The sequence below is a fragment of the Paenibacillus sp. FSL R5-0345 genome, from assembly GCF_000758585.1.
Taxonomy (GTDB): Bacteria; Bacillota; Bacilli; order Paenibacillales; family Paenibacillaceae; genus Paenibacillus_AQ.
The window spans coordinates 998051-1021418 of the sequence record NZ_CP009281.1 but is presented as its reverse complement, the minus strand read 5'-3'; the positions used below and the strand labels follow the sequence as shown (position 1 = coordinate 1021418).

General features: G+C 43.0%; 21 protein-coding genes. 5 read left to right on the top strand and 16 right to left on the bottom strand.

The window, feature by feature from the left end:
* Positions 1-18 precede the first annotated feature (18 nt).
* The 12 genes from R50345_RS04470 to R50345_RS04415 all read right to left on the bottom strand — a co-directional run bounded on the left by R50345_RS04470 (position 19) and on the right by R50345_RS04415 (position 12736).
* On the bottom strand, positions 19-1347 hold the full coding sequence (locus tag R50345_RS04470; protein ID WP_231574048.1) for an oligosaccharide flippase family protein: 1329 nt from the start codon (positions 1345-1347) through the stop codon (positions 19-21).
* 22 nt (positions 1348-1369) lie between these two features.
* Positions 1370-2848 carry an O-antigen ligase family protein gene (locus tag R50345_RS04465; protein WP_042124438.1) on the bottom strand — a complete coding sequence of 493 codons (1479 nt, stop codon included), beginning with the start codon at positions 2846-2848 and terminating at the stop codon, positions 1370-1372.
* Positions 2845-3618 carry a WecB/TagA/CpsF family glycosyltransferase gene (locus R50345_RS04460; RefSeq protein WP_042124436.1) on the bottom strand — a complete coding sequence of 258 codons (774 nt, stop codon included), beginning with the start codon at positions 3616-3618 and terminating at the stop codon, positions 2845-2847. The genes R50345_RS04465 and R50345_RS04460 overlap by 4 nt, the downstream gene beginning before the upstream one ends.
* Positions 3615-4961 (bottom strand): O-antigen ligase family protein, encoded by a 1347-nt coding sequence (locus R50345_RS04455; protein WP_042124434.1) that lies wholly within the window; start codon positions 4959-4961, stop codon positions 3615-3617. Before R50345_RS04455 ends, R50345_RS04460 begins: the two co-directional genes overlap by 4 nt.
* A gap of 9 nt (positions 4962-4970) precedes the next feature.
* Complete coding sequence (locus tag R50345_RS04450; RefSeq protein WP_042124432.1) at positions 4971-5906, bottom strand: glycosyltransferase; 936 nt, start codon at positions 5904-5906, stop codon at positions 4971-4973.
* 25 nt (positions 5907-5931) lie between these two features.
* Positions 5932-6624 (bottom strand): sugar transferase, encoded by a 693-nt coding sequence (locus R50345_RS04445; RefSeq protein WP_042124430.1) that lies wholly within the window; start codon positions 6622-6624, stop codon positions 5932-5934.
* 30 nt (positions 6625-6654) lie between these two features.
* On the bottom strand, positions 6655-7545 hold the full coding sequence (gene galU, locus R50345_RS04440; RefSeq protein WP_036676615.1) for a UTP--glucose-1-phosphate uridylyltransferase GalU: 891 nt from the start codon (positions 7543-7545) through the stop codon (positions 6655-6657).
* Between the two features lie 83 nt (positions 7546-7628).
* On the bottom strand, positions 7629-8270 hold the full coding sequence (locus R50345_RS04435) for a CpsD/CapB family tyrosine-protein kinase (RefSeq protein WP_042124429.1): 642 nt from the start codon (positions 8268-8270) through the stop codon (positions 7629-7631).
* Positions 8254-8994: a YveK family protein gene (locus R50345_RS04430; RefSeq protein WP_042124427.1), complete on the bottom strand. Its 741-nt coding sequence runs from the start codon at positions 8992-8994 to the stop codon at positions 8254-8256. The genes R50345_RS04435 and R50345_RS04430 overlap by 17 nt, the downstream gene beginning before the upstream one ends.
* A gap of 265 nt (positions 8995-9259) precedes the next feature.
* Positions 9260-9895, bottom strand: a complete 636-nt coding sequence (locus R50345_RS04425; protein WP_036676623.1) for a response regulator — start codon at positions 9893-9895, stop codon at positions 9260-9262.
* 23 nt (positions 9896-9918) lie between these two features.
* A complete protein-coding gene (locus R50345_RS04420) occupies positions 9919-11565 on the bottom strand; it encodes a sensor histidine kinase (RefSeq protein WP_042124424.1) in 1647 nt (548 codons plus the stop codon).
* Positions 11566-11881: 316 nt separating this feature from the next.
* Positions 11882-12736: an AraC family transcriptional regulator gene (locus tag R50345_RS04415; protein WP_042124422.1), complete on the bottom strand. Its 855-nt coding sequence runs from the start codon at positions 12734-12736 to the stop codon at positions 11882-11884.
* 84 nt (positions 12737-12820) lie between these two features.
* On the opposite strand from R50345_RS04415, the gene R50345_RS04410 reads away from it, so the two are divergent.
* Positions 12821-14731: a beta-N-acetylhexosaminidase gene (locus tag R50345_RS04410; RefSeq protein WP_042124420.1), complete on the top strand. Its 1911-nt coding sequence runs from the start codon at positions 12821-12823 to the stop codon at positions 14729-14731.
* 41 nt (positions 14732-14772) lie between these two features.
* On the opposite strand, the gene R50345_RS04405 is transcribed toward R50345_RS04410, so the two are convergent.
* Entirely contained in the window at positions 14773-15066 is a 294-nt protein-coding gene (locus R50345_RS04405; protein ID WP_042124418.1) for a hypothetical protein, read from the bottom strand.
* A 103-nt stretch (positions 15067-15169) separates the two neighbouring features.
* On the opposite strand from R50345_RS04405, the gene R50345_RS04400 reads away from it, so the two are divergent.
* Positions 15170-16105 carry a hypothetical protein gene (locus R50345_RS04400; protein ID WP_042124416.1) on the top strand — a complete coding sequence of 312 codons (936 nt, stop codon included), beginning with the start codon at positions 15170-15172 and terminating at the stop codon, positions 16103-16105.
* A gap of 94 nt (positions 16106-16199) precedes the next feature.
* Positions 16200-16439: an NHLP leader peptide family RiPP precursor gene (locus R50345_RS04395; protein ID WP_170880314.1), complete on the top strand. Its 240-nt coding sequence runs from the start codon at positions 16200-16202 to the stop codon at positions 16437-16439.
* A 16-nt stretch (positions 16440-16455) separates the two neighbouring features.
* Here the strand turns inward: R50345_RS04395 and R50345_RS04390 are convergent, their stop codons facing one another.
* Complete coding sequence (locus R50345_RS04390) at positions 16456-18366, bottom strand: sensor histidine kinase (protein ID WP_231574218.1); 1911 nt, start codon at positions 18364-18366, stop codon at positions 16456-16458.
* A 113-nt stretch (positions 18367-18479) separates the two neighbouring features.
* Positions 18480-20378, bottom strand: a complete 1899-nt coding sequence (locus R50345_RS04385; protein ID WP_052414460.1) for a sensor histidine kinase — start codon at positions 20376-20378, stop codon at positions 18480-18482.
* A gap of 224 nt (positions 20379-20602) precedes the next feature.
* Between R50345_RS04385 and R50345_RS04380 the strand changes: the two genes are divergently transcribed.
* Entirely contained in the window at positions 20603-21007 is a 405-nt protein-coding gene (locus tag R50345_RS04380; protein WP_042124412.1) for a hypothetical protein, read from the top strand.
* A 94-nt stretch (positions 21008-21101) separates the two neighbouring features.
* Here R50345_RS04380 and R50345_RS04375 read toward each other — a convergent pair whose 3' ends face one another.
* Positions 21102-22307 carry an MFS transporter gene (locus R50345_RS04375; protein WP_042124410.1) on the bottom strand — a complete coding sequence of 402 codons (1206 nt, stop codon included), beginning with the start codon at positions 22305-22307 and terminating at the stop codon, positions 21102-21104.
* Positions 22308-22511: 204 nt separating this feature from the next.
* Here R50345_RS04375 and R50345_RS04370 point away from each other — a divergent pair, with 204 nt between their 5' ends.
* Entirely contained in the window at positions 22512-23195 is a 684-nt protein-coding gene (locus tag R50345_RS04370) for a peptidylprolyl isomerase (RefSeq protein WP_042131856.1), read from the top strand.
* Positions 23196-23368: the final 173 nt, after the last annotated feature.

The following is a 23368-nucleotide window of genomic DNA, read 5'->3' as shown; positions in this document are numbered from 1 at the left end:
CCTCCTTTGTCTTTCGCATTATCCATTCATATCCATCGGTTTCTTGCGAATGTAAGAATTCATCGTCGTCTTCATCCACTGGATGTCCTCCCGGGTAATGAGTAACCGTGGAAGTTTAACTTTTAAGGTGTACTTTATATTGAGAACAATGAAGAAGAATCGCAGGATTGATGATGACAACATCGCTATCCCTGCTCCGAGTAAGCCAAATTTAGGGATGAGCAGGAACAACATTGGGATAACCAAGAGTAAGCCGAAACCTTGAAGCATCGAAACAATTTTCGGCTTGCCTAGCGCCATAAAGGCCTGCGCCAGAATGATCGTCCCTCCGCTAATGGTCACTTCAAGGAGCAACAAGCGAAACACGGTTAATGCTGCATTGAAGTCTTTGCCGTACATCAGCGGAATCACTAAAGGGGCTAAGAGCATCAGGACTACTCCGCCAAACATGGTGAAGGTCGTACTTATTCGGAAGGCTTTGAATGTTAACTCAACTGCCTGTTCTTTTGACAGCTCAGAAGCCTTAGGAAACAACACGACCGTAATCGAGCTTGAGAAAAAATTAACCATTCGCGATAGACTCACAGCCACTACATACAGCCCCAGATCAGCAGGTCGTAACAAACCGGCAATTACGATCTGATCGATATAGGTAGAGAAATTACCAAGCAAGTCATTGCCGTAAGAACCCAGCCCGTAAGTGAATAATCTTTTTAAATTCTGAAAGGCCCCTCTCATCTTCACCTTATAGGTGCGAAGCAAGGAAATCGTCATTCCGATAAACAGTGGCGCTCCCGGAAGGAGATAGGCAACTGCAGTTGTAAAAGGATTCATCTGATCCAGCGCGATCAATATCCCAATCATTATCAGTGTAAGCAATGGGACTAGATAGCGAATCCAATTAAACCTCTTGTATTCTCCTCTGAATTGAAAAGCTGCATTGTTAATTTGAGAGATCACTATAATCGGACACAGAATCATAGACCACTGAGCAAAGGTCACGACCTCCGGACTGAAGGATTTCAGCCAGTAAGGCAAGACCACGATACCAATAATCATCGCTATGACCCCAAAAATGATACCAAGCAGCAATGCCATACGATAAAGCACTCCGGCATCATCCGGGTTTTTCTTAGCGTTATAGATCAGAGCTGACGGAATCCCAAAGCTCATGCTAAACGCCAGAAACTGTGACCAGTTAATCATTGCCGTCTGTTCCCCACGCCCTGTCGGCCCAAGATAACGGGCGGTCAGTACACCCGTTAACATGTTAATCAGTAGGATCATGACACTGACAAACATAGTTTTTACGGCTGCCGAGCTGTTGTCCTTACTCTTTGTGAACATTCTAAAGGATGACCAGATTGTTCTAGTGGGGAGAGACTTTGCATTCAACTGCTGCATACGGTGTTCCCTTCCTTCTACTCTGAGTAATCTCCCTTGCGCTGAGGCCAAGACCGATTAGCATCCAGATTAAGTATCCCTTGAGTCCGGGAAACCCATTATCTGACACCAGACTGACTATCGCACCGGTCCAAGTAGCTAACGCAAGTCGGGCGTATGGCTGCAATTGGTCCCTTCTGATTACTCTAGCGAATATCTGTTTGACAACTGCGCCTAAAGCTCCGAAGAAGAAAATAGCACCCAGAACACCAAAGGTTAGCAGTAAGGCGATAACTCCGTTATCCATAATTCCATACTCTCCAAGCTCACCGTCGTTACCAAGCTTAGTCCCTTGACCTACACTACCAATTCCCTGACCTACTGGATTGGCGGCGACCATCGGCAGCATGTTTTGCCATAAACTTAGTCGTTCATTATAAGAGTGATCTTCCTGAACAGAAGAAAGTGTCTCTACCCGGGCCACCAGTCCTTCGGCACCAGGCAATTTCGGTACTACCCAGAACAACGCAGCAGCCACAAAAACTAATTGGATCAAGGTTTTCCATTTTCCCTTAGAAGGAGAGGTTCCAATGTACATGAGCAACATCACCAGAAGTATCAGCCATGCCGCGCGTACTAAGGTAGTCAGAAGGCAGATTACAACCAGCAGAACACCAATCCAGCGCAATGTTCCCCGCCATTTTTTCTCCAGTATCATTGGAACTAAAGCAAATGCTAAGAATGTTGCAGCCGGACCCGGTGAGTTGAGTGTGGAGAACACTCGAATTTCCAATGGATATGGATTTCCGATGGACATCATGTCCGCATGTTTCATCCAGAACACATCCCAAGGTGGCACCGTCAAATACTGAACAATCCCGTAAATGGCAACTAGGACGGCAATATTGGAAAAAGCCTTAAGCAATCGATCGATATCCCTCGGCTTGAACTTTGTGACGGCAAAGTACGGCAATAGCAGCAGTGGCACAATATAATTTGCTAAGTCATAAACTGAGCCCATACCATTCTTGGCCAAGCCGATTAAAGCTCCATAACCCAGTGCAACTGCGAACAGTAACATGATCCGCGTGGAGGCTTTTTGAATATTGTGAATCTCCTTCAGCAGCGGAATAATCAAGGTTACACCGGTTAACAAGGGGGCTAAACTTAGCAAGGATACAGAGTGATACACTCCTTCTGACCAGTCAGCAATGCGGCGTAGCTCTGGAGCAACTGCCCAGATTAGCAAGGTATACGCAACCAGCATTTTGGGTCTAAGTATGGCTAACAAGAAGGCTGGGAATAGGATGGCTGAGAGAATGGCTCCCTGCAGACTGTTCGATGAACTCAGCATCGCACTGGAGAATCCGATGATCAGCGGAAGAGAGACACCTACAGCAACAGTTCCCCCTGTTATACCAGCTGCCTTGATAAACCTAACAGATGGGGGCGTAAATACACTCATTCCAAGCCTCCTTCCTTCACCTTATCCCGCTTACGCAGTTCCTTAAGTAATAAAAGTAGAAATTGTGCATCATCTACAAGATATCTTTTCCAGAGTCGACCCGGCTCTTGGCTAAGCCGCCAGAACCATTCGAACCCTGTTTTTTGCATGAAGCTAGGCGCTCGTTTCACTGAGCCTGATAGAAAATCAAAGGTCGCTCCCACTCCGATCGATATCGGAGCTTGATAAGAGGTATAGTGGCGATAAATCCACTTTTCCTGCTTAGGCGCTCCTACACCAACAAACACGATATCTGGTTGGCACTCAGTCAGCATCTCTATAATGCGTTCATTCTCCTCCTCATTGTGCTCGAATCCATAGGATGGAGAATAACAGCCAACCACATTTATTCCGGGATGCGCTGTTTTCAAATTCATCGCTGCCCGTTCCGCTACGCCTTCAGCTGAGCCTAAGAAGAACAGCCGGTACTTCCTTTGCTCAAAGGCGTTGCCCAATCGATTAAATAGATCCGCTCCGGATACCTTTTGCTTAAGCGGCTTGCCTAGCATTTTGGATGCCCAGATCAGTGGCATTCCGTCAGCAACAACTGCGCCTGCCTTCGAATACACCGTTTGAAATTCTTTATCCTTACGAAGCTTGATCACATGGTCTACATTGCAAGTGAGGATATAAGACTGATTCCTCTCCTGAATGGTTTTATCAATGTAATCAAGCAGATCCATAAAATCATAATTATCAAAATTGACATCGAACATATTCACTTGATTCATCGTATCACTTCTTTTTGTGGGGAATCGGTTGGCTGTGAAGATCGATACAGGCAGTTCAGGTACCAACAGAACGGAATAATAAATTGGACCGTCGACAGCGTGTTATCGGAGAATGAGTAGATTAAAAACGCTGCAATAAATAACAGATAATAAGGTTTGATCGGCGGAGCCAATGCTCTGTACACCAGAATAAATACAGCCAATAAAGAGAACATCAACAGAATAGCGCCAATATATCCCCCATCGAAGTAAAAGCGGATATACTCGTTGTGCGGAACTACAAAACCCTTGTACAACGTTCCATCATTTGCTACCGTCACTGCTCCAAGCCCTCTGCCAGACCAAGGAGAATCCGCAGCCTTATTTAAGAAATACTCCCATGCCTCCGACCTTCCTGATAAATCAACAGCCGTATCTGTCTGTCTCTCAAAGGAACGTTTCTCAAAATTATCGAGCTGCCAGAAGACAGCGACCATAATCAGGAAAAATGCACCCAACAACGGAATTAGCAGATAGGTTCTACCCTTCAAATATTGACGAAGAATATCATAGAAGTAATAGAGAACGGTAAGTCCAAGTGCCAATATAGGCCCTCTTGTTCCTGTTCCAATCAAGATAAAGAAATTTAGAACTAACATGATATAGAAAAAGCGTGCTTGCTGCGGATTCCGCTTCACCTCTATAAATGGAATCGCTACTCCCATAAAGGCCAGCATCGCTAGATGCGCAGGAATATTAGCCCCCTGAATCCGTACAGCGCCTGTATACTCGATGTTGAGAAAATTATGAACATGCGCAAGCTGCAGCAACAAACCAACCACTACGCTAACAAGGGGAAGCATACAGATAATTTTGATTTGCAGCTCGGCTACATTCTTTTTCCAGTTAATTAATAAAAATACGAATGGAATAGATAGACCGATAAAAGCTTTAACAGCAATGGATGAGGTCATTTCTGGCAGCCAAATCGAAGATCCAAAGGTAATCACTAGAAGCGCCACCATTGCCCACAAGGGGTGACTCAGACGAAACCGCAAACCATTGACCAGAATACAAGGAACAAGCAGCATCACGATAACCAATTTATAAAGTGACAGTATTTCCATTCCGAACATGCTGCCATCATATAAAAAGTTAATCGATATTGCCGTCGTTATTAAAACGAAATAACTGATCCACTCCGGCCGTGAAATCGAGATTCCCAGCAAAATAATCAGAAGCACTGCAGCTATCGCAATCATCGGCTGGTAGATGACCGCCGTTCCAAAGAACAGGGCCGACATGAGATAGAGCATCCCGTATGGCAAAACATTTAATTTGGAGCCCCACTCAAAATTAGTCATGTTAATCCCTCACCCCGCTGCGGAATGCCTCTCCCGATTGAGAATCATATGAAGCGTTCCACGAATACTCTCCAGCCTGCATTTGTTCAAAAGTCTTCTCCCTTTGCTTCGTGAAAGAATAGAATCAGCCAGGATATACACGAGCTTAGCGGCTGTTTTTCCCATTAGAAGCAGCTTGCCTTTTATTCCTTCGCTTTTCATAGCATTTGAGATTCCTTGGCTATAATACCGCCTCATGATCCAATCTTCCGTCAAACGAGCCGCTGGAACAAAATGATCAACGGCCATTTCCGGATGATAAAGAATGGAATGCCCTTCTTTTTGAATCTGTCCGAATAACCAGGTCTCTTCCCCAGAGAGGAGAGAATCTCCCTTCCTTCCTAGGTCTAAAGGAAAAAGACTGATGTCGAATACAAGCTTCCGCATTGCCATATTGGCTCCACAAGGGTGAAGCTGCTTAGGATATTCCTTAATCCGGCTGCCTAAGTCAACAATGGTGTATGGAAGTTCGAAGGGCTTAATCAACCAATCCGGACGTTTACTTTCGAAGATAGGAGAGATTTTGCCTCCCATAGCCATAACCTCCGGTTTACTCTGAAAAGTACTGACAATCGTTGTAATCCAACTCCGGCAAGGTATCGCATCATCATCTAGGAAGGCGATCAGCTGGGATTTGGAAGCCAGAATCCCTGTATTCCTAGCCGCTGACAGCCCCTGTATAGGTTCCATCATGTAGCGGATATCCACATCAGCTCCATGGGTTCTTATGAACTTTTTGACGCACGCTTCAGTATCATCCTTGGAACAGTTATCCACAACAATGATCTCCGCCTGCTCTAAGTAATCCAACTTTAAAAGTGACTGAAGCGTCTTGATCAATAAAGGTGCTCTGTTGTAGGTACAGATGATAATGGAAAGCTTAGGAACGTCTCCGTATTCACGCATCGGCATTCACCTAATTTCCACATTATTAATAAGCATCTTTTGAACCGAGTAACATCAGTCCGGTTTTAGCAATGATTTTTAGATCCAGCATGGTGCTCCGAATATGGATGTAGGTTAAGTCCAGCTGTACCATTTCGTCGAAGCCGACACTGTTTCGGGCATTCACTTGCCAATATCCGGTACAGCCTGGTGTAACCGTCAAACGCTGTTTGTCATATTCCGTATACTGAGCCACCTCTTCAGGCAGCGGAGGACGAGGACCGACCAGACTCATTTGACCTATCAGCACATTCCACAGCTGAGGCAGCTCATCGATGCTCGTCTTGCGCAGGAATCTCCCTATTTGTGTGATCCGAGGATCGTTCTTAATCTTGAACATTGCACCGCTCACTTCGTTATAGGCCATCAGGTTTTCCTTTAACTCCTCAGCGTTGCTAACCATGGATCTGAACTTATACATAGGGAACTGCTTTTCATTCTTGCCAACCCGGTTTTGCCGAAAGAACACTTTACCCTTCGGATCTTCCAGCTTGATCAGAATCGCCACGACAACAAATAATGGCATTAACACGAGAAGACCAAGAGCGGAAAAAAAGATATCGATCATCCGTTTCATTATCAGATAGGACTCCGCTTCTTTCCTTCTCTCATCGGTATGCAGCATGTAAAGTTTCGGCAGGACCGCCTCGTAGTCTTCCGGCAGTTTTTGCATGCTCATCCTCCTCATCTAAAATTTTGCGAACTCAACTTAACTACTCAAGCTGGTTTGTCCCATTTTATTCAGCCATTCCGACATTGCGTCCATTACCGGATAGCGCAAATCTTCGCTCTGCAGTGCAAATTCAAGTGTGGTCAAAATATATCCAAGCCGCTCGCCGACATCATATCTTGTTCCGTCAAAATTATAGGCATATACCCGTTCGCTCTGATTCAGCTTCTGAATAGCATCTGTCAACTGGATCTCTCCGCCAGCGCCTTCTTCCATCAAATCAAGATACTTAAAGATCTTCGGAGTAAACACATACCGGCCCATGATCGCCAGATTGGAAGGTGCCGTACCAAGTGGCGGCTTCTCTACAAAATTGTTAACCCGATACAATTTACCGTCCTGCAAATCCGGTTCAATAATACCGTAACGATTCGTGAATTCATCAGGAATCTCTTGAACTCCGATAACCGAGTTTTGTGTTTCTTCATATTGATCGATCAGCTGCTTAAGGCAAGGTACGGCTCCTGTGACGATATCATCGCCTAACATGACACCGAATGGCTCATCTCCGATAAATCGTCTTGCACACCATACGGCATGACCCAGACCCTTTGGTTCTTTCTGGCGGATATAGTGAATTTCTACTTTGGCTGAACGCTGAACCTCTTTAAGCAGATCCAGCTTTCCATCTTCCAGAAGCCTAGACTCCAGCTCAAACGCATTGTCAAAATGATCCTCAATGGCTCTTTTACCTTTACCAGTAACAATGATGATATCTTCGATACCGGAAGCAATAGCTTCCTCCACAATGTATTGAATCGTTGGTTTATTGATAATCGGAAGCATTTCTTTAGGCATGGCTTTCGTTGCAGGAAGAAAGCGCGTACCTAGTCCTGCCGCGGGTATGATTACTTTTTTTACTTTTTTCATCGCACTTTACCTCCTAAAAGTTTTGTGAGCATTAGCTTCAATGATCCCACTTCGTACAAAACTCACTTCGAAAGCATAAACATTTACTTCGCCTGGTTCATGGCAATTCCGATTAGATTAGAGCCGGTCTGTTCAAGCAGCGTCTTCGCTTTGCGAATCGATTCCCGTTTGGACTTTCCGTATCTGGCCACTAAGATTACGCCGTCCGCTTGTGGTGCCAATATACGAGCATCACTGAAGTCGACAGCCGAAGGTGAATCCATTAGGATCAGATCGTAGTTTTCTTTTAGTTCCTCGAGCAAAGCGGTCATTTTAGGGTTACCTAGCAAATCCGGCGGACTAACAAGAGTTTTACCCGCCGGGATGACCGAAAGATTGGCCAGATTTCCGAGAACAGCGATGTTATCCGCTTCCTCTTGCCCACTTAAATAAGCCGCAAGCCCGTCACTACCCTCTACTTCAAACACTGTATGAAGACCGGGATGTCGCAAATTGCAGTCCACCACCGCTACCTTCTTCCCATCCTGGACGAAAGACACCGCCAGATTCGACAAAATCGTTGTCTTGCCTGCTCCGGCTTCTGCTGACGTAAAGAGCAGCACTTTTCCTCCGCTATCCTGTGCTAATCCAAGGTGGCGTATATATGTGCGTAGCGATCGGAACGATTCCGAGATATGCGAGGATGGATTAACGTCCGTAACCAGACTCTTATTTAGCCGTAACATAAGCACCCTCCTTCACTCTTGTGTTGCCGCCTGCCGCCTTACCCAAATCGCGTTTACGAATGGTTGCGATCGAAGCAATTACCGGAAGACCAAGGTCATATTCCGCTTCCTTTTCAGACCTTAATGTGCCGTTAAGTGTTTCCATCAGCAAAATAATTCCTAGAGCAGCCATAAGCGATACAACAAAGCTTATAATGAGATTCATCGCAAACCCGCCGTTCGAGGGCCCTGGAACATCAGTCGGATCGGCCGGTGTCAGCAAGGTAACATTGTCTACCCTCATCAGCGATGGCAATACACGAATGAATGTCTGCGAAACCGCATTTACGATCCCGGCAGCTTTGGTGTAGTTTTCATCCTGTACATTTAGGTTGATCACCTGACTCTTCTCTGAAGTTTTAATCTCAAGCTTCTGGCTTAGTTCATCAGCCGTCAGACCAAACTCCGGGTGATTTTCTATTACGCTTTTCATGATGGTCGGTGATTTCATAATTTCCTTGTAACTCTCAATTAAATTCAGGCTAAAGCTCAAATCGTTAAGATTGTTGCTCTCGGGAGCCTTGGCAATGTTGTTGACAAGCAACTGTCCGGAAGCGGAATAGACGGGTTCAACGAAGTTTTTACTAACATAGTAAGTCGTAGCACAGGAGATCAAAACGAACACCATGATGAGCCAAAACCTTTTTTTAATCAGGTTAATGTAATCCAGAATCGTCTTTTCCACAGTAACCCTCCTTCCGCATAAATTACATTCTGAAATAATTCATGAAAGTTTCAGTTGTTGCTTTAATTCTATCAATCCACATCATTCGCCACATGGGTCATATCATTACTTTCCTGTTCACTTTGGAGTAAGGTGTTTTACACCGTAAGAGGGGGTGATGGTATACTTTAGTACCATATTTAGGGCTAATTTAAGTTTTGACGCACAAAAAAACACGGACATCCTGTCCGTGTTCATGTACAATGCTTATGAATTATTTCAATTTTCACTCATAAGACATTTCATATTTGGTTAAACCGACAGCATTTGCATAAAGCGCCGCCTGTGTACGATCAGCCACCTGTAATTTTGCTAAAATCTGACTGACATGCTTCTTCACCGTAAATTCGCTAATGAAAAGGCGTGAGGCAATTTCTCTATTGCAAGCGCCCTGTCCCAACTCGATCAGAACTTCCTTCTCTTTGGGTGTCAATTCATCCGTTGGGCTGCTTCCGCTCATGCGCATTTTATCTTCCATCAGACCAGGATCGTAATACTTCCTGCCTTTGTGCACTAATTGGATAGCAAACAGTAACTCCTCCGGCAGCGCCTCTTTCAGTACATATCCATCTACCAGTACCTCTTCAGCCTTCAGGAAATCTTCTCTGCTCGCAGATGACGTCAACAGAATGAACTTACTAACGATACCACGAGCACGTGCTGTCTTGATGACATCCAGCCCCGATTCATCTGCTAGCTTAAGATCAATCAGTACGAGATCAGGCTGCGTCTCCTCAATCACAAGAAGCGCTTCTTGACCATTCGTTGCCTCACCCGCAAACTGCACATTCGGTTGCATGGAAATGACAGATGCCAGTCCTCTTCTAACTAAAGGATGATCATCAACAATGACGATTTTCACAGAAACGACCTCCCGCCTAAAGTTTATGCATTCTTTAATTCAGCTACACCGACAGGAATTGAAATCATAATTCTTGTTCCTGAACTTTCATTACTGGACAACTGAAAGTCGCCACCGAGCGACTGGGTCAAATATTGCATATTCTTCATGCCAAGCCCGCTTACACTATCTTCGGATTCAATCCATAACAAATCAGTATCAAAACCAACACCATTGTCACAAATCAATAATCGGATCCAAGTCGGCTTCAGAGATAGCTCTACATCCACTCGACTGGCAGCGCCATGCCTGATGGCATTTCCAGTGGCTTCAGAGATAATCCGAAAAAGCGCCTTGTGGTAAGGATAAGGGAGACTAAAATCATCTCCCGTTATTTTTAAATCAATATCAACATCATTTAATCTGGATAAGCTCTTCAAATGTGATCTTACCATGCCCAACCATGTAGGCCCGCCGCTCTTCTTGGAGCTAAGACTGTAGATCGTGATCCGCAGTTCTTTAGCAACCTTGGTAGCAGAGTCATGAATAAGCTCAATTTGTTCTTCTAGCTCATGATCTGACATTCTCTTCCACGATTCCTTCAGCGAATGCGTCGCATACACAATGCCAAAAAGGCTCTGCGATACACTGTCATGCATTTCATCCGCAATCCGGTTCTGTTCGTTCGTGATGATCAACCGGTTCTCGATCACACCAAGCTCATGCCTTTCAAGAATATTCGCACTTAGCTCAGATAAGAATATCAATTGTTGAATATACCATCTGCGGCCTTCCAGCCCCTCTGCAGACTCCAGCCTGAGTCCAATCATCCCTACAAAACGGGTGCTCATCCGTACAGGCATCAGCAGGAAATCTCCTAATCCCGGAAGATTTCTAAAAATAGGCTCTCGCTGCAATCTCCATTCATGCTCATGTTTTCCCAGCTCTGAGAATAGGAACTGTTCCTCTTCCTGCTGCCAGCCGGTCTGCCTGCTCTGCGGAGCTGGTTCTCCGCTTTTCTTGGCGAACCAAAACAAAGCCTTGTCTAGCTTCGTTAGCTTAACAACATAATCGGTGATCACTTGACCGATATTCATGAAATCATGTTGGCTTGAGGTTTCCACGATATGGTACAGCGATTTGATATGCTCCATCGTCTCTTTCGTGCGAGCATTCGATTCTTCACGTTGCCGCTTCATCCGATTAACGATCTGCATTATTATAACCGTAAGTACCAGTGTTAGAAACAGATTCCCATTCACAAATACAATTTCTAGAAAAGTTTTGTTCGCAGAATTGATAACAAAATAACAAAGCACCGCGAAAATACTGATGTAACTTAAGAGCAGCGACCATCCAAAATAAATGGACAATGAGCCCGCAGCAATCAATACAGGGTTTAGCACATAGAGCCTAAACGAACTCTCGTATCCACCGGTAAACAAGGTCAATGCAATAATTCCCACCATCTCTACACTAACAGCCAGGACGAGCGTCTTTGGCCTGCTTCGTAACCTCCGATAACAAAATGAGAACGTTTGTGCAAACAGAAAGAGTATGGCAATAACAAGGCATTTATAAATTACGGAAGGTCCCGTTTGATCTAGAAGATACATGAGCGATGTGAGGGACAAAGAGAAGTACCTGTAATACGCAATCAGTTTGTCTTCTGCAGTTGGCTTGATTCTCATCCCACCACCCTATTCTCCAGTTTTTTGGAAAATGCGAGATTGTACTGTGTTCGATAAAAGCATCATACATGAGAAAAATCACAATAACAAGTTGACATTATCCATGTTTGCGCTTCCATTTGAAAAATAGTTACAAAAAATTTATTATTTTTTTAGAAGGATTTATTCCTAAATTTTGGTATTTATTCCGTTATAGTTAATAAGAACTAACATATATATGTAAAATACATCCATTATTTTCAACATAACTTATAAAACGACACCATTATACAAATTTAAATAATTGTCAATGGGACTCTAGTAGAGTCATGTCGTTTTATATGTTGCTTCGGCAAAGTTGCGGCGCGATCCCCATATATTTTTTAAATAAACGTGAAAAATAGAACGGATCATTATAATGAAGCATACCAGAGATTTCTTTCACTTGTAATGAGGTGTTGAGAAGCAGCTTTTTAGCCTCTGCCATTTTAAGACGGTGAATATATTCATGAAGCGGATAACCGCTACTACGACGAACAAGACGACGAAGTGTAGACATCGAAATATGATGTTTAGCCGCAATTTGTTCTAGGTCCATTTCACCATAAATGCATAAATTAAGGTCCTCACGGATTTGACGCATATAATCTGCCTGGGCATTCCAACTTTTTTCTTCTATTATAAATGAACACTCCAATAGCATTCTTTCAACGAGTAATGCGGCCCGATCCGCATCTGCAGGTTCTCCACTCTCCATACGCTCTAGCACTTCTTCAAATAAGGTCGAAAGACCCATGATCGAATTTGCTTGGAACACATTCCCGCCAGCAATTAGACCCGACTCCAGCCATTCCGATACACGTGTCCCATTAAAGTTAATATAATACTCATCCCAGCTCCCTCCAGATGGTGGACCGAAATTGTAACTGTATCCTGGGCGAAAAAAGAATAAGCTGCCCTCACGCACCTGCTGTTCTTTACCCGAAGTTTCCATATAAGTGCCGCCACCAGATACTATGTAAACAATTGCCCAGTGTTCAAAGATTACGCCCGACCGGAATAACGTTCTTCCCGGCAAATGACCGGCTTGTCCTACTCTTATATTTTTAAGCTTCAGCTTGGAGGACTCAACCTTCGGATCAATAATTCGTATTGGATATGGACTGATCATATAATCCATGTGCTTGGACATTATAGACATTCCTCCCCTTGTTTAGTAGTGATAAGGTTATTGTGAAGTTGATCATATTCTACATGAATAAGAGGTGTCCACGCTATGCTTAATCATTCTACACTACTGCTTGTACCTAATCCGCGTGAAATCACATTGTCCGAAGGTTCATTCCGTTTCCCAATAAGCGGAAGCATCGTGCTTCCTAGTATGGGAGAACAAGGTGCAATGCCGGCTGCACAAAAGCTGCAAGCTGTGATTAAACAAGCCTTAAATCTTCATTTAACTTTATCCATTGGCATACGCCCAACGGTAGTATCCGCTTGTATCTTTAGCTATGTGCCATCCTTATCAGAGCAGGCATATGAGATTGTTATTGATCAAAGCGGTATCGTTGTCTCCTATAGCTCACCTGTCGGGGCTTTCTACGCCGTAGCAACCCTGAAACAAATTATTGAGCAAAGCGGAAGATCTATTCCTCATCTGCATATTCACGATGAACCTGATTTTGGAGCTCGCGGGATTACCATTGATATCAGCCGCAATAAAATTCCAAAGCAAGAAACCTTGTACCGAATCATTGACCTTATGGCCGATCTGAAGATGAACCAAGTTCAGCTATATATAGAAGGTGCTCCGTTCGCGTATGAATCTTTCCCTCAAGTGTGGGAGCTTGAAACTCCGATTACTGGCGAGGAAATCTTGCTTCTAGATGCCTATTGTAAGGCGCGATATATTGAGCTTGTTCCAAACCAGAACAGCTTTGGACATATGGAAGGCTGGCTTTCCCGTCCTGAATTCAATGCTATGGCGGAAATTCCAGAGGGATTCATGCTTCCTAAGGAATTGTACATGGCAGATGTATATCCAGAAGGGTTATTTATGCATCCCGGTACGTTTGACACCGAAGACCCTGCCGTACTCCCTCTGCTAGAAAAAATGTTCGATGATCTGCTTCCTTACTTTACCTCTAATCAGTTTAATGTAGGCTGTGATGAGACGTATGAGCTAGGTCTTGGCAAAAGCAAAGCGCTAGCTGAATCACAAGGCAAAGGTCAGATCTATTTATCTTTTCTTCAGAAGATTTATGAACTCGTTACGAAACGCGGCAAAACGATGCAATTCTGGGGTGATATTATTATCCAGCATCCCGAGCTGATTCCTCATCTTCCTAAAGACATTATTGCAATGGAATGGGGATATAGTGCGGAACATCCTTTCGAGTCGGATACCCTCAAATTCCGTGAAGCAGGTATTCCTTTCTATGTCTGCCCAGGCACCAGCTCATGGAACTCCATTACAGGGCGTAGCGACAATATGTTTGCCAATCTGCGTAGCGCTGCTATTCATGGCAAGAATAACGGTGCCATCGGCTATCTCATTACCGATTGGGGGGATCACGGACACTGGCAGCATCTCCCAATCAGCTATACTGGATATGTTTACGGTGCTGCACTTGCCTGGAATGTAGATAACAATCTAAAAGTGAACACTGCAAAGTACCTAAATACATTCATCTTTGCCGATCGCTCCGAGGGTATTGGTCAACTACTCCTTGATCTCGGCAATTACTATCAGCTTGAATCCGAGATTATTCGTTCAAATGATACGGAAATGTCCCTGCTTCTTCGCACTAATCTCGACAATTTGTTAATTGTAGAGAAACTTACCGAAGAACATTTCAACAATCTCGAAGAATACATGCTCTCTATCGAGGCACGTCTCTCGGGACTTGATCTACAATGTGATGATGCTGATCTTGTCCTAAAGGAACTGAGTAACGGAATCCATTTTGTGAAACACGCTGTGCAGCTTGGCAGAATCAAACTGCAGCTGGCATCCTCACCAGATTCGATTGACCCTAACCTGATTACGGAGCAAATCAATGATTTGAATGTTCTTCTTCATCAATATCGTCTATTGTGGACCGAGCGCAACCGACTCGGTGGCTTGGATCAAAGTATTTGGAGACTTCTACGTCTAAGAGGTCAATACGAAGCATTGAAATCGAAGTAATTTCCTCATCCTAGCTGCGCTTGGCGAGTTTAACGTTAAATCTAGCGTTTTCGACTCGCTAAGCGCAGCTCTTCATATTGATTTTCAAGCATCTCCCGCTCCCGCTCCTCATGCTTTTCTCTGCCAATTCCCTCTTTCATACTTTCCTCATCCTCATAGATTTGCCACAAATCAGAGAACAAATAATCCTTGATTTCTACTGTTTTTCCATTCAAGATCCCGTTTCTCCAAATAAGACCCGTAGAGGTACGCATCACAATGCGGCCGTCTGGCGTTTCAGCCTTTTGCCCCATTCGAATCGTCATAAGCATTTGACCCAAAGTATAGCACTCCATTTGTCCTGAAACCTCCTAAATTTTAGTTGTAATGGAATAAAGAGAAGGATATAATCAGGGCGAAAGAACCAGATTTTTGTAATTTCATTAGAGGAGAGATGCAATGGATTGGCTAAATGATTACGAAGAAGAACTCCGCTTAGTATTTCAAGAGAGCAAAAAGATCATCTCCGAATTTCCAGCGCCTCTAAATTCACAAGGCATGTCCTATCTTGAACATTTTAACGTATTTAATGCGGAAAGCCACAAAAATTACATATGTTATCTATTACCCTTTTGGCTTCAGAAAGGCTGCGGACTCTCAGCAGAAATTACCCGTCAAATGTCGATGGGCAATGTCTTCTTTATGCTATATTTTTTCATACAAGATGACCTGATGGATAGCAAAGAATCCTCTACATACGAAAGACTACCTTTGGCGAACCTGCTCTATGTTGAATTTTTGAATATCTACAGAGGTTTATTTCCGAATGACTCCTCTTTCTGGACTTCATTTAATCGCTATATTGCTCAATGGGCAGACAGTGTTAGTAATGAATCCACCAGCGATTATTTTCTTAGCGATCGAATCAAAATCTCTTATAAAGCCAGTCCGCTCAAATTATCCAGCACTGCTGCCCTTCTTCTATCTGGTAAAGATTCTCTTGTCCCGCAGACTGAGGAAATGATCGACTCCGTTCTACTTACCCTACAAATGCTTGACGACTATGAAGACTGGAAAGAAGATTTAGCAGAAGGCAGCTATAATTGTATACTCTCACTTACACGGAGTAATCTATCCACTGATAAAGAAACCTCACTCACATCGAATGAGGTCGAATTTTTCCTATTCACTGCAAGCGGACTACATACCTATACCGAATTAGCGCAGGATACACATCATAAAGTGATAGCTTCCAGCTTAGATGTACCTCATCTTCTTGCATTTCATTCTATGCTAGTGACGAACTTACAACAGATCTCTGATTCAATTGAAGCAGAAAAGCAGCTATTACAAGGTGGAGGCTTATTTTATTATCTTTCAAAAAATATACAATAATTCTATTATTTTGTAGAAAAAAGAATAGTATTAGCACAATTGCTATGTTATATTATTTAAGGTAAATATATACATTTCGGAAAGGGTGATTATTATGTCAGAAGCAGTTCTTAGAAATCAAGTCATTCAAAAGGCATGGGAAGATCCAAGTTTCAAGCAAAGACTACTCGCAGATCCAAAAGCAGCTCTCCAAGAAGCGCTAGGCGTAATCATTCCCGACAGCGTTACCTTGAAAGCCGTTGAAGAAGGTTCAAATGAATTCTATCTTGTAATCCCACCAAGTCCATCATCAGATGTATTGAAAGCAACCGCAGCCCCACGCGGTTCTTGGTAAGACAGCAAGATTAACCTCATAGGGAGTAGGAATCATCCGGAGCTTCTGCCAATGGCAGTATGGTGATGGATTCGGTTCCTACTCCTTTTTTGCTTGTAAATCTTACTTCGCCATGCATAGCTTCTATGATACGAAAAGTAACCATCAAGCCTAATCCTGTTCCTTTATTTTTCTTCGTGAAATACGGTTCTCCGAGTCGGTGCAGAACATCAGCGTCCATTCCCTCCCCATTGTCTTTGATGTGAATAATCACTTTATCATCTTCGCCGTACACCGACATATAAATGAACCCTTCCTCTCTGAAAGATTCAATACTGTTCTTGATAATGTTGATGAACGCCTGTTTAAACTTCGAGGAATTTCCTTTTACCCATAATGGACCGGATACATCCAGAATCATCTTTCCTCCATTGATGTGACAAAGAGGCTGCATAATGCTCTCAATATGCTTAAATTCATCATATAAATTCAGGCTAGAGATCGTCTCAAATTCTGGTTTAGCAAAGGTCAAGAAATCGGTAATTATATTAGATGCGCGATCAAGTTCGCTTAAGGCCATTGACATATAAATTTGTTCTTCGTTAACGGACTTCTCGCTAATCAGCTGAAGGAAGCCTCGAGTTACTTGTAGTGGGTTTCGCACTTCATGGGCTACGGATGCAGCAAGCTCGCTGATGATCTCCATTTTTTCTGAACGCTCCAATTCATTGTTGAAACGCTCTAATTCTCTAGAATAATTAACAACCTGTTGATGGCTATAGGCCAATCTCCGCTCCAGGATTACGATCAAGGAAATAATGAAAACAACAAGCCCCCACTTCCACAAGAACAAATCATAGTTCCCTTTTTGGATGTAATACCATAGTAGCTCTGCAACTACTGTAAACGCTGCGATCCCAAATCCAATAGCAAAAACATCAGCATCTTTATTTCCTTTAAGTGAGAACATCACCACACATACGATTAATAGGATGAATTGGAGGATGAAGATGAACCCTATAATAGTGGTAGAAACAAAATAATAGAACTCAATATAACGATTATTTGATAGGAGATTGATAAAAAGACATAGGAAACAAAAAGAGGAGTAAAGGACTTGAAATTTACGAAATTTTTGAATGATACTGAACTTACCGCTACCGAATAACTTTTCAAATAAAAAGGTGAGGGCCGGTAAAAGTGAAAAAAGGGCTAAGTCCAAGCAGACATTGCTGATTGGTCCCAATTTACTGTAAAAGGTATAAATGAAGGGGGAGTAGGTTAATGAAAGGATGCCTGTAGACGCTATAACCACTGCTAATGAGGCAACACTGGAGAAATATTCTTTGTTTATGTAAAAGGCACTTATAAATAGAACAATGGCCACCAGAAAAAAAGCGCAGCCCAGAATCACATCGCTTAGTCCATTCTCAATATATTTATTTATTAATTGACTGTGTTCACCAATCACAACACTATCTTTAATTCCGATTCTGTCTTGCATCGTTGCTGTCCAGATATATAGTGTTTTCCCTTTATCTTCTTTACTTAAAGGCAACAGCAAAGAATAATTATCCTTGATATAATTACGATCTTCCTCGAAGATCAAACGTTCCTCCACATAAACCTTTACATCAAGAGCATATAAAGTATCGATATACACCGAAGGAGATACATATGTAAGATCAGGTAAGGCAATACGGGTCCAAGAAGAGGATACCCCTGAAGGTAAATCTGGGATTCCCTTCTTAGAATCTACGTTCATCCAGCTTTGCTGGCCTTCACTCCACGGAACCTCTTTTTCTGTATTTCCTGTTTCAGGCCCCCATTTCATTTGCCACTTTGTAATTTCTTGAGATGAATATGGGTTTGCCGCCGATACAATAATAGAATCTAAACCTATCCAGAGGAAAGAAAGGATGATAACAATGTGGAGTATTTTAACCATCAAGCGCATATAGGCACCTCAGAAGGAAGTTTCAGAAACAATATTCTGTGTGTACTACTTCGCTCACTACACTACCCTTTCCTCCTAAAAAACGGAATAATCATAAATTTCTCCTAAATTTTTCTATACTTTGGTAACTTGATGATAATCTCCGTTCCTTCCCCCTTCTCACTTTGAAACTCCGTTGTCCCTTCCATCGCTTCAATAATTCGGAAGGTGACCATAAGTCCAAGCCCTGTTCCTTTTGTTTTATTAGAGTAATAAGGCTCACCCAATCGGGCTAGTTCACTGCCATTCATCCCTTCCCCGTTATCACGTACACTAATCATTACATGAGCTCCGAATTCCCAGGCTGTAACTCTAATCAGTCCATTATCCTGCAAAGCTTCGATGCTATTTTTTATAATATTAATAAAGGCTTGTTTGAATTTGGCAGATGACCCAATTACGCAGAGATCTGACTGTAGGTTGAGTTCAATCACTCCCCCTTGTAAATTGGCAAGCGGAGAAAGAATACCAGAAACATGGCGTAACTCTTCGGATACATCAAGCCTTTCAATAGTCTCCAAGCCCGGCTTAGCAAAGGTAAGGAAGTCTGAAATAATAACTGTGGCTCTATCCAGTTCTGCGATGGCCATCTGCATATATTCCCTCTCCTTATGATCTGACCGTTCCCCTAGGATCTGAAGGAAACCACGGGTCACCTGCAAGGGATTTCGTACCTCATGCGCTACAGAAGCCGCTAATTCACTAATAATCTCCATCTTCTCGGAGCGCTGCAAATCATTATTGAACTTCTCAAGCCTACGAGAATATTCAACGAGTTGTTCATGGTTTCTCGTAAACCTTCTCCCTAGTATGACGATTAAAGATAATACGAAAAACATCAACCCCCACTTCCACCAATATAATTGATAGGATTCTCTGGATATGTAGTACACGACCAATTCAGTAAGAGATACAAAAGAAAATATAGTAAACCCTGTAGTGAAAACAATGGCATCTGCATTGCCGCGATAAGTATGAATAAACGCCAAGCTTACCAATAATATAAATTGCAAAATCATAAAGATGCCTAGAACGTTAGTTGTCATAAATCTATAAAAGTCTTCCAGCTGATACGACAGAAGGATATTAACAACCATTAGAGAAAAACAGAATATAGAATAAACCATTTGAAATTTACGGAATCGGGTGACGATTTGTTTTTTCCCTGAACCGAAAATTTTCTCAAAATAAAATGTTAAGGATGGCAATAAGGTATACAAAGCTAAATCAAAAAAAACAAGCACGATTTTCCCATAATCACCGAGGACGATCGGCAAGAACGAAGAATACGTAACCACTATTACTCCAATGGATAAAAGAATTAGCACCAGCAAAAATCCGTCTGTAAAAAATCCTTTTCTCATGAATAGCGAGCAAATCAAGAGCACAATAGCTACAAAGATAAACGTCGTCCCAATGATGATATCCAGTAAGCCCTGCTTCACATAAATGGACAACAACGTACTGTAACGATCTACTCTTATTTCACCTTCAATCCCTAAATCCTTGCTTCCTCCCTGGGTCCATATGTATAGTTTTTGCCCTCCATCTTCTTTGGATAGAGGAATTAGAATTTTACTGCCGTTGAAATTATACTTATCCTCAGAATCGTATACTAACGCGTTATTCAGATAAGCCTTAACGCTATTTCCATATATCTTATTAATGAACAATGCTGATTTGTCACTTAATTGCGGCAAAGAAAACCGGAGCCACGCTGAGGATACACCTCTTGGTGTCTCTGGTTTATTATCTTGAGGCGTTACGCGAATCCATTCATCATCTGAAGCTGCTACAGCTTCTTCGACAGTCTCTACTTCAGTATTTCCAAATCTAATTTCCCAACCCGGCAGCGCAGAGTCTGATGATCCAGCACTCACTATCGCCGCACCGTAAGGCACTATTGCTGTTAGCAATAGAAATAATAGCAAAGTAGCCGCTATCTTTGGTTTTGGCAACTTCATCGTAGCACCTCAGTAATTCATTAGTTGTTTAAATGATCATATATGATTCTTAATTTCGACAACGTTCGCACTATTCCTGCCTATTCTTGTAAATTTTCTCGAAAAAAGACGTTATTTATCAGCGTTAATTCCCTGATTATTTGTAAAACGATTCGATCATAGGCATTCGGGTAAAGATACATAAGAGAAGTCCAAATCTTATCCTACTGAGGGAGTGAACGGCTATGGAAGATACACCTAATAAAACTGAAGCCGATTTTGTATATGAGCGTTATATACAAGCAGATATTGATGTAGATGATGTTGTCAATGAAGATGCCGACCCCGTGTTGGTTGGAGATAAATATTTGGCGGCGGATATTGGTTTAAACCAACCTGAGGAAACACTCGAAAGAAATGACTTACTGGAATCCGATGCATTCCTGGCTGCTGAAACGGCAGGACTAACAAGCAGGGATATGGATGATGCTGAGGACGAGGAGCTACTAGAGATGGAAGAGGAGGATCCGCCACTGGAGGATATTCCCGATGCAGATGAGGTGTATCCTGGATCCATCATCGATCCTGCTTCACCGCCAGTGGATGGCATGCCCGGAACAGACGTCTTAAACGGATCACATGGAGATTAGAATAAATAAAGCCGCCGGGCTAGAATCCGGCGGCTTTATTTGTTTTTCAATACAAGTGCTGACCTCAGTAAGGGTTACTATTGAAGCACTATGGTTATTCTGCTGAACGTGCTGCTGCGATTTGTGCATCCAGCTTGCGGGTCTTCACCAATACCGCTGCTACAAGCAGCATCACCCCATTGATTACAAACACCCAACGAATCTGGATAAATGCCCCAAGTAAGCCGCCTATAATAGGCCCGGCCATTGTCGCGAGTTGAGATGCCGCTTGATTGAGACCAAAAGCACGTCCACGAAATCCGGGCTCAATCACTTGTACAATCATTGCATTTACAGATGGAAGTACACCGGCATAAAACAAGCCATAAGCAAAACGAAGAACGGCGAATTCCACATAACCTGTAACAAAGAACTGCAGAATATTACCGATACCTCCACCAATTAAACCAATGAACAAGATCATTCCAAAGCCCTTACGGCTTCCGATTCTACCCCACTGCGGAGCCATTAGCACAGTAGCAATACCCACAGCAGAGAATACAATTCCTGAGCTAAGCGAGGCTCTGCTTTTGGCGATTCCCATGTCTAGCAAATGTATCGGAATAAGCGGCTCCAGAATCATAACTGAAAAGGTGCTAATCCCCGCCAACAATAGCAAAGTCATAAATGCGCGATTACTTCTCGCTTCCTTGATATCATCACTTACATGGGATCTCGGAGCAGATCGATCAAAGTTCTCCTCCTTAGCAAAGAAAGTAGCGATAAGTGCCGAAACAAGCACAATACCTGCTGAGAATAAAAAAGCAACCCGATTGCTAGTGTAAAAACTCACTAAACCGCCGATCAACGGACCAATGATACTACCTGTTGCTCCGGCCGTAGACATAATACTCAGCGCGTATCCTGTCTTATCTTCAGGAGTGTTCGTGGCCACCATGGCAATCGCAGCGGGAACAAATCCAGCGAGCAGCCCTTGCAGTACGCGCACGATTAGAAAGACATAAGGATCATGCACGAAGTAATTAATCAGATATAAGGCTGCCAAACTAAAGCCCGAGCGAATAAGCATCGGCTTCCGACCGTATTTGTCGGCGAGGGAACCCCAGTAGGGAGAAATTAAAGCGCTGGCTAGAAAGGTTATGCCAAAACTAACCCCAGACCAAATTTCCAAATGATTCGTAACCCCAAGCTCGTCACTCAAAAAAATAGAGAGGAACGGAATAGAGATCGAATACGCCGTACTACAAAAAAAGACACCCACCCAAAGCACGATTAAGTTCCGTTTCCATGAAAAGCGCATGATCTACACATCCTTTCTTGATGTTCTCGCGGAAACATTCCTATTATTGTAAACCTCTTTTAAGAATGTGCCAATCCCACAAGTCACAACTGACCTTTGCATGTAAAGGGACAAAGAGGTTATTATGAGAAGTACCTACGAGATTATTCAAGAAAAAGGAGAGATTGATTAGTGAAGTTTACAAGAGCAAGATCTGCTATCCTAATGGTCATGTTATGCCTGGTGATGGTTATTGCAGCGGGTTGCGGGAATAAGCCTACCAATAACAATGCCAGCAGTAATAATGGAAGCAGCAGCGGAGCAGCAGGAAATAACACAAGCACTGAGACAAATTCCGGGGCTAACGAAGGACTTCCTTCAGCTACAGCAAGCCACCCCATAGTGACCATTGAGATGGATAACGGTGGCATCATCAAAGCCGAGCTTTATCCTGAAGTTGCCCCTAACACTGTGAACAATTTCATCTCACTGATTCAAAAAGGATTTTATGACGGCACCATATTCCATAGAGTAATTCCTGACTTCATGATTCAGGGCGGTGACCCTGATGGTACAGGTATGGGTGGCCCAGGGTATAGTATAGCTGGAGAATTCTCCGGAAACGGGTTTACTAATAACCTGTTGCATACGGAGGGTGTTCTGTCCATGGCAAGATCGCAGGCTCCAGATTCTGCCGGTTCCCAGTTCTTTATTATGGATGCAGCATATCCTAGTTTAGATGGAAGCTATGCTGCTTTTGGTAAAGTTACCGAAGGCATGGACGTGGTTAAAGCTATTGTCGGTTTGAAAACAGACAGTTCAGATCGTCCGGAAGAGCCACCGGTGATGAAGAAAGTAACCGTCGACACACTAGGCGTCACTTACCCGGAACCACAAAAGGTACAATAACGAGCAAAAACGCCTTCGGCGTCCTTAACGGACGGTAAGCGTTTATGCGAGAAAAAATATAAGGATAATATAACGTGAAACTTATAAATTCTTATATTTAAAAAAACTCGGTATGCTCCCATCCGGAATGTGATTCGGAGGGACTACCGAGTTTTTTTTTGAAAATATAAGCT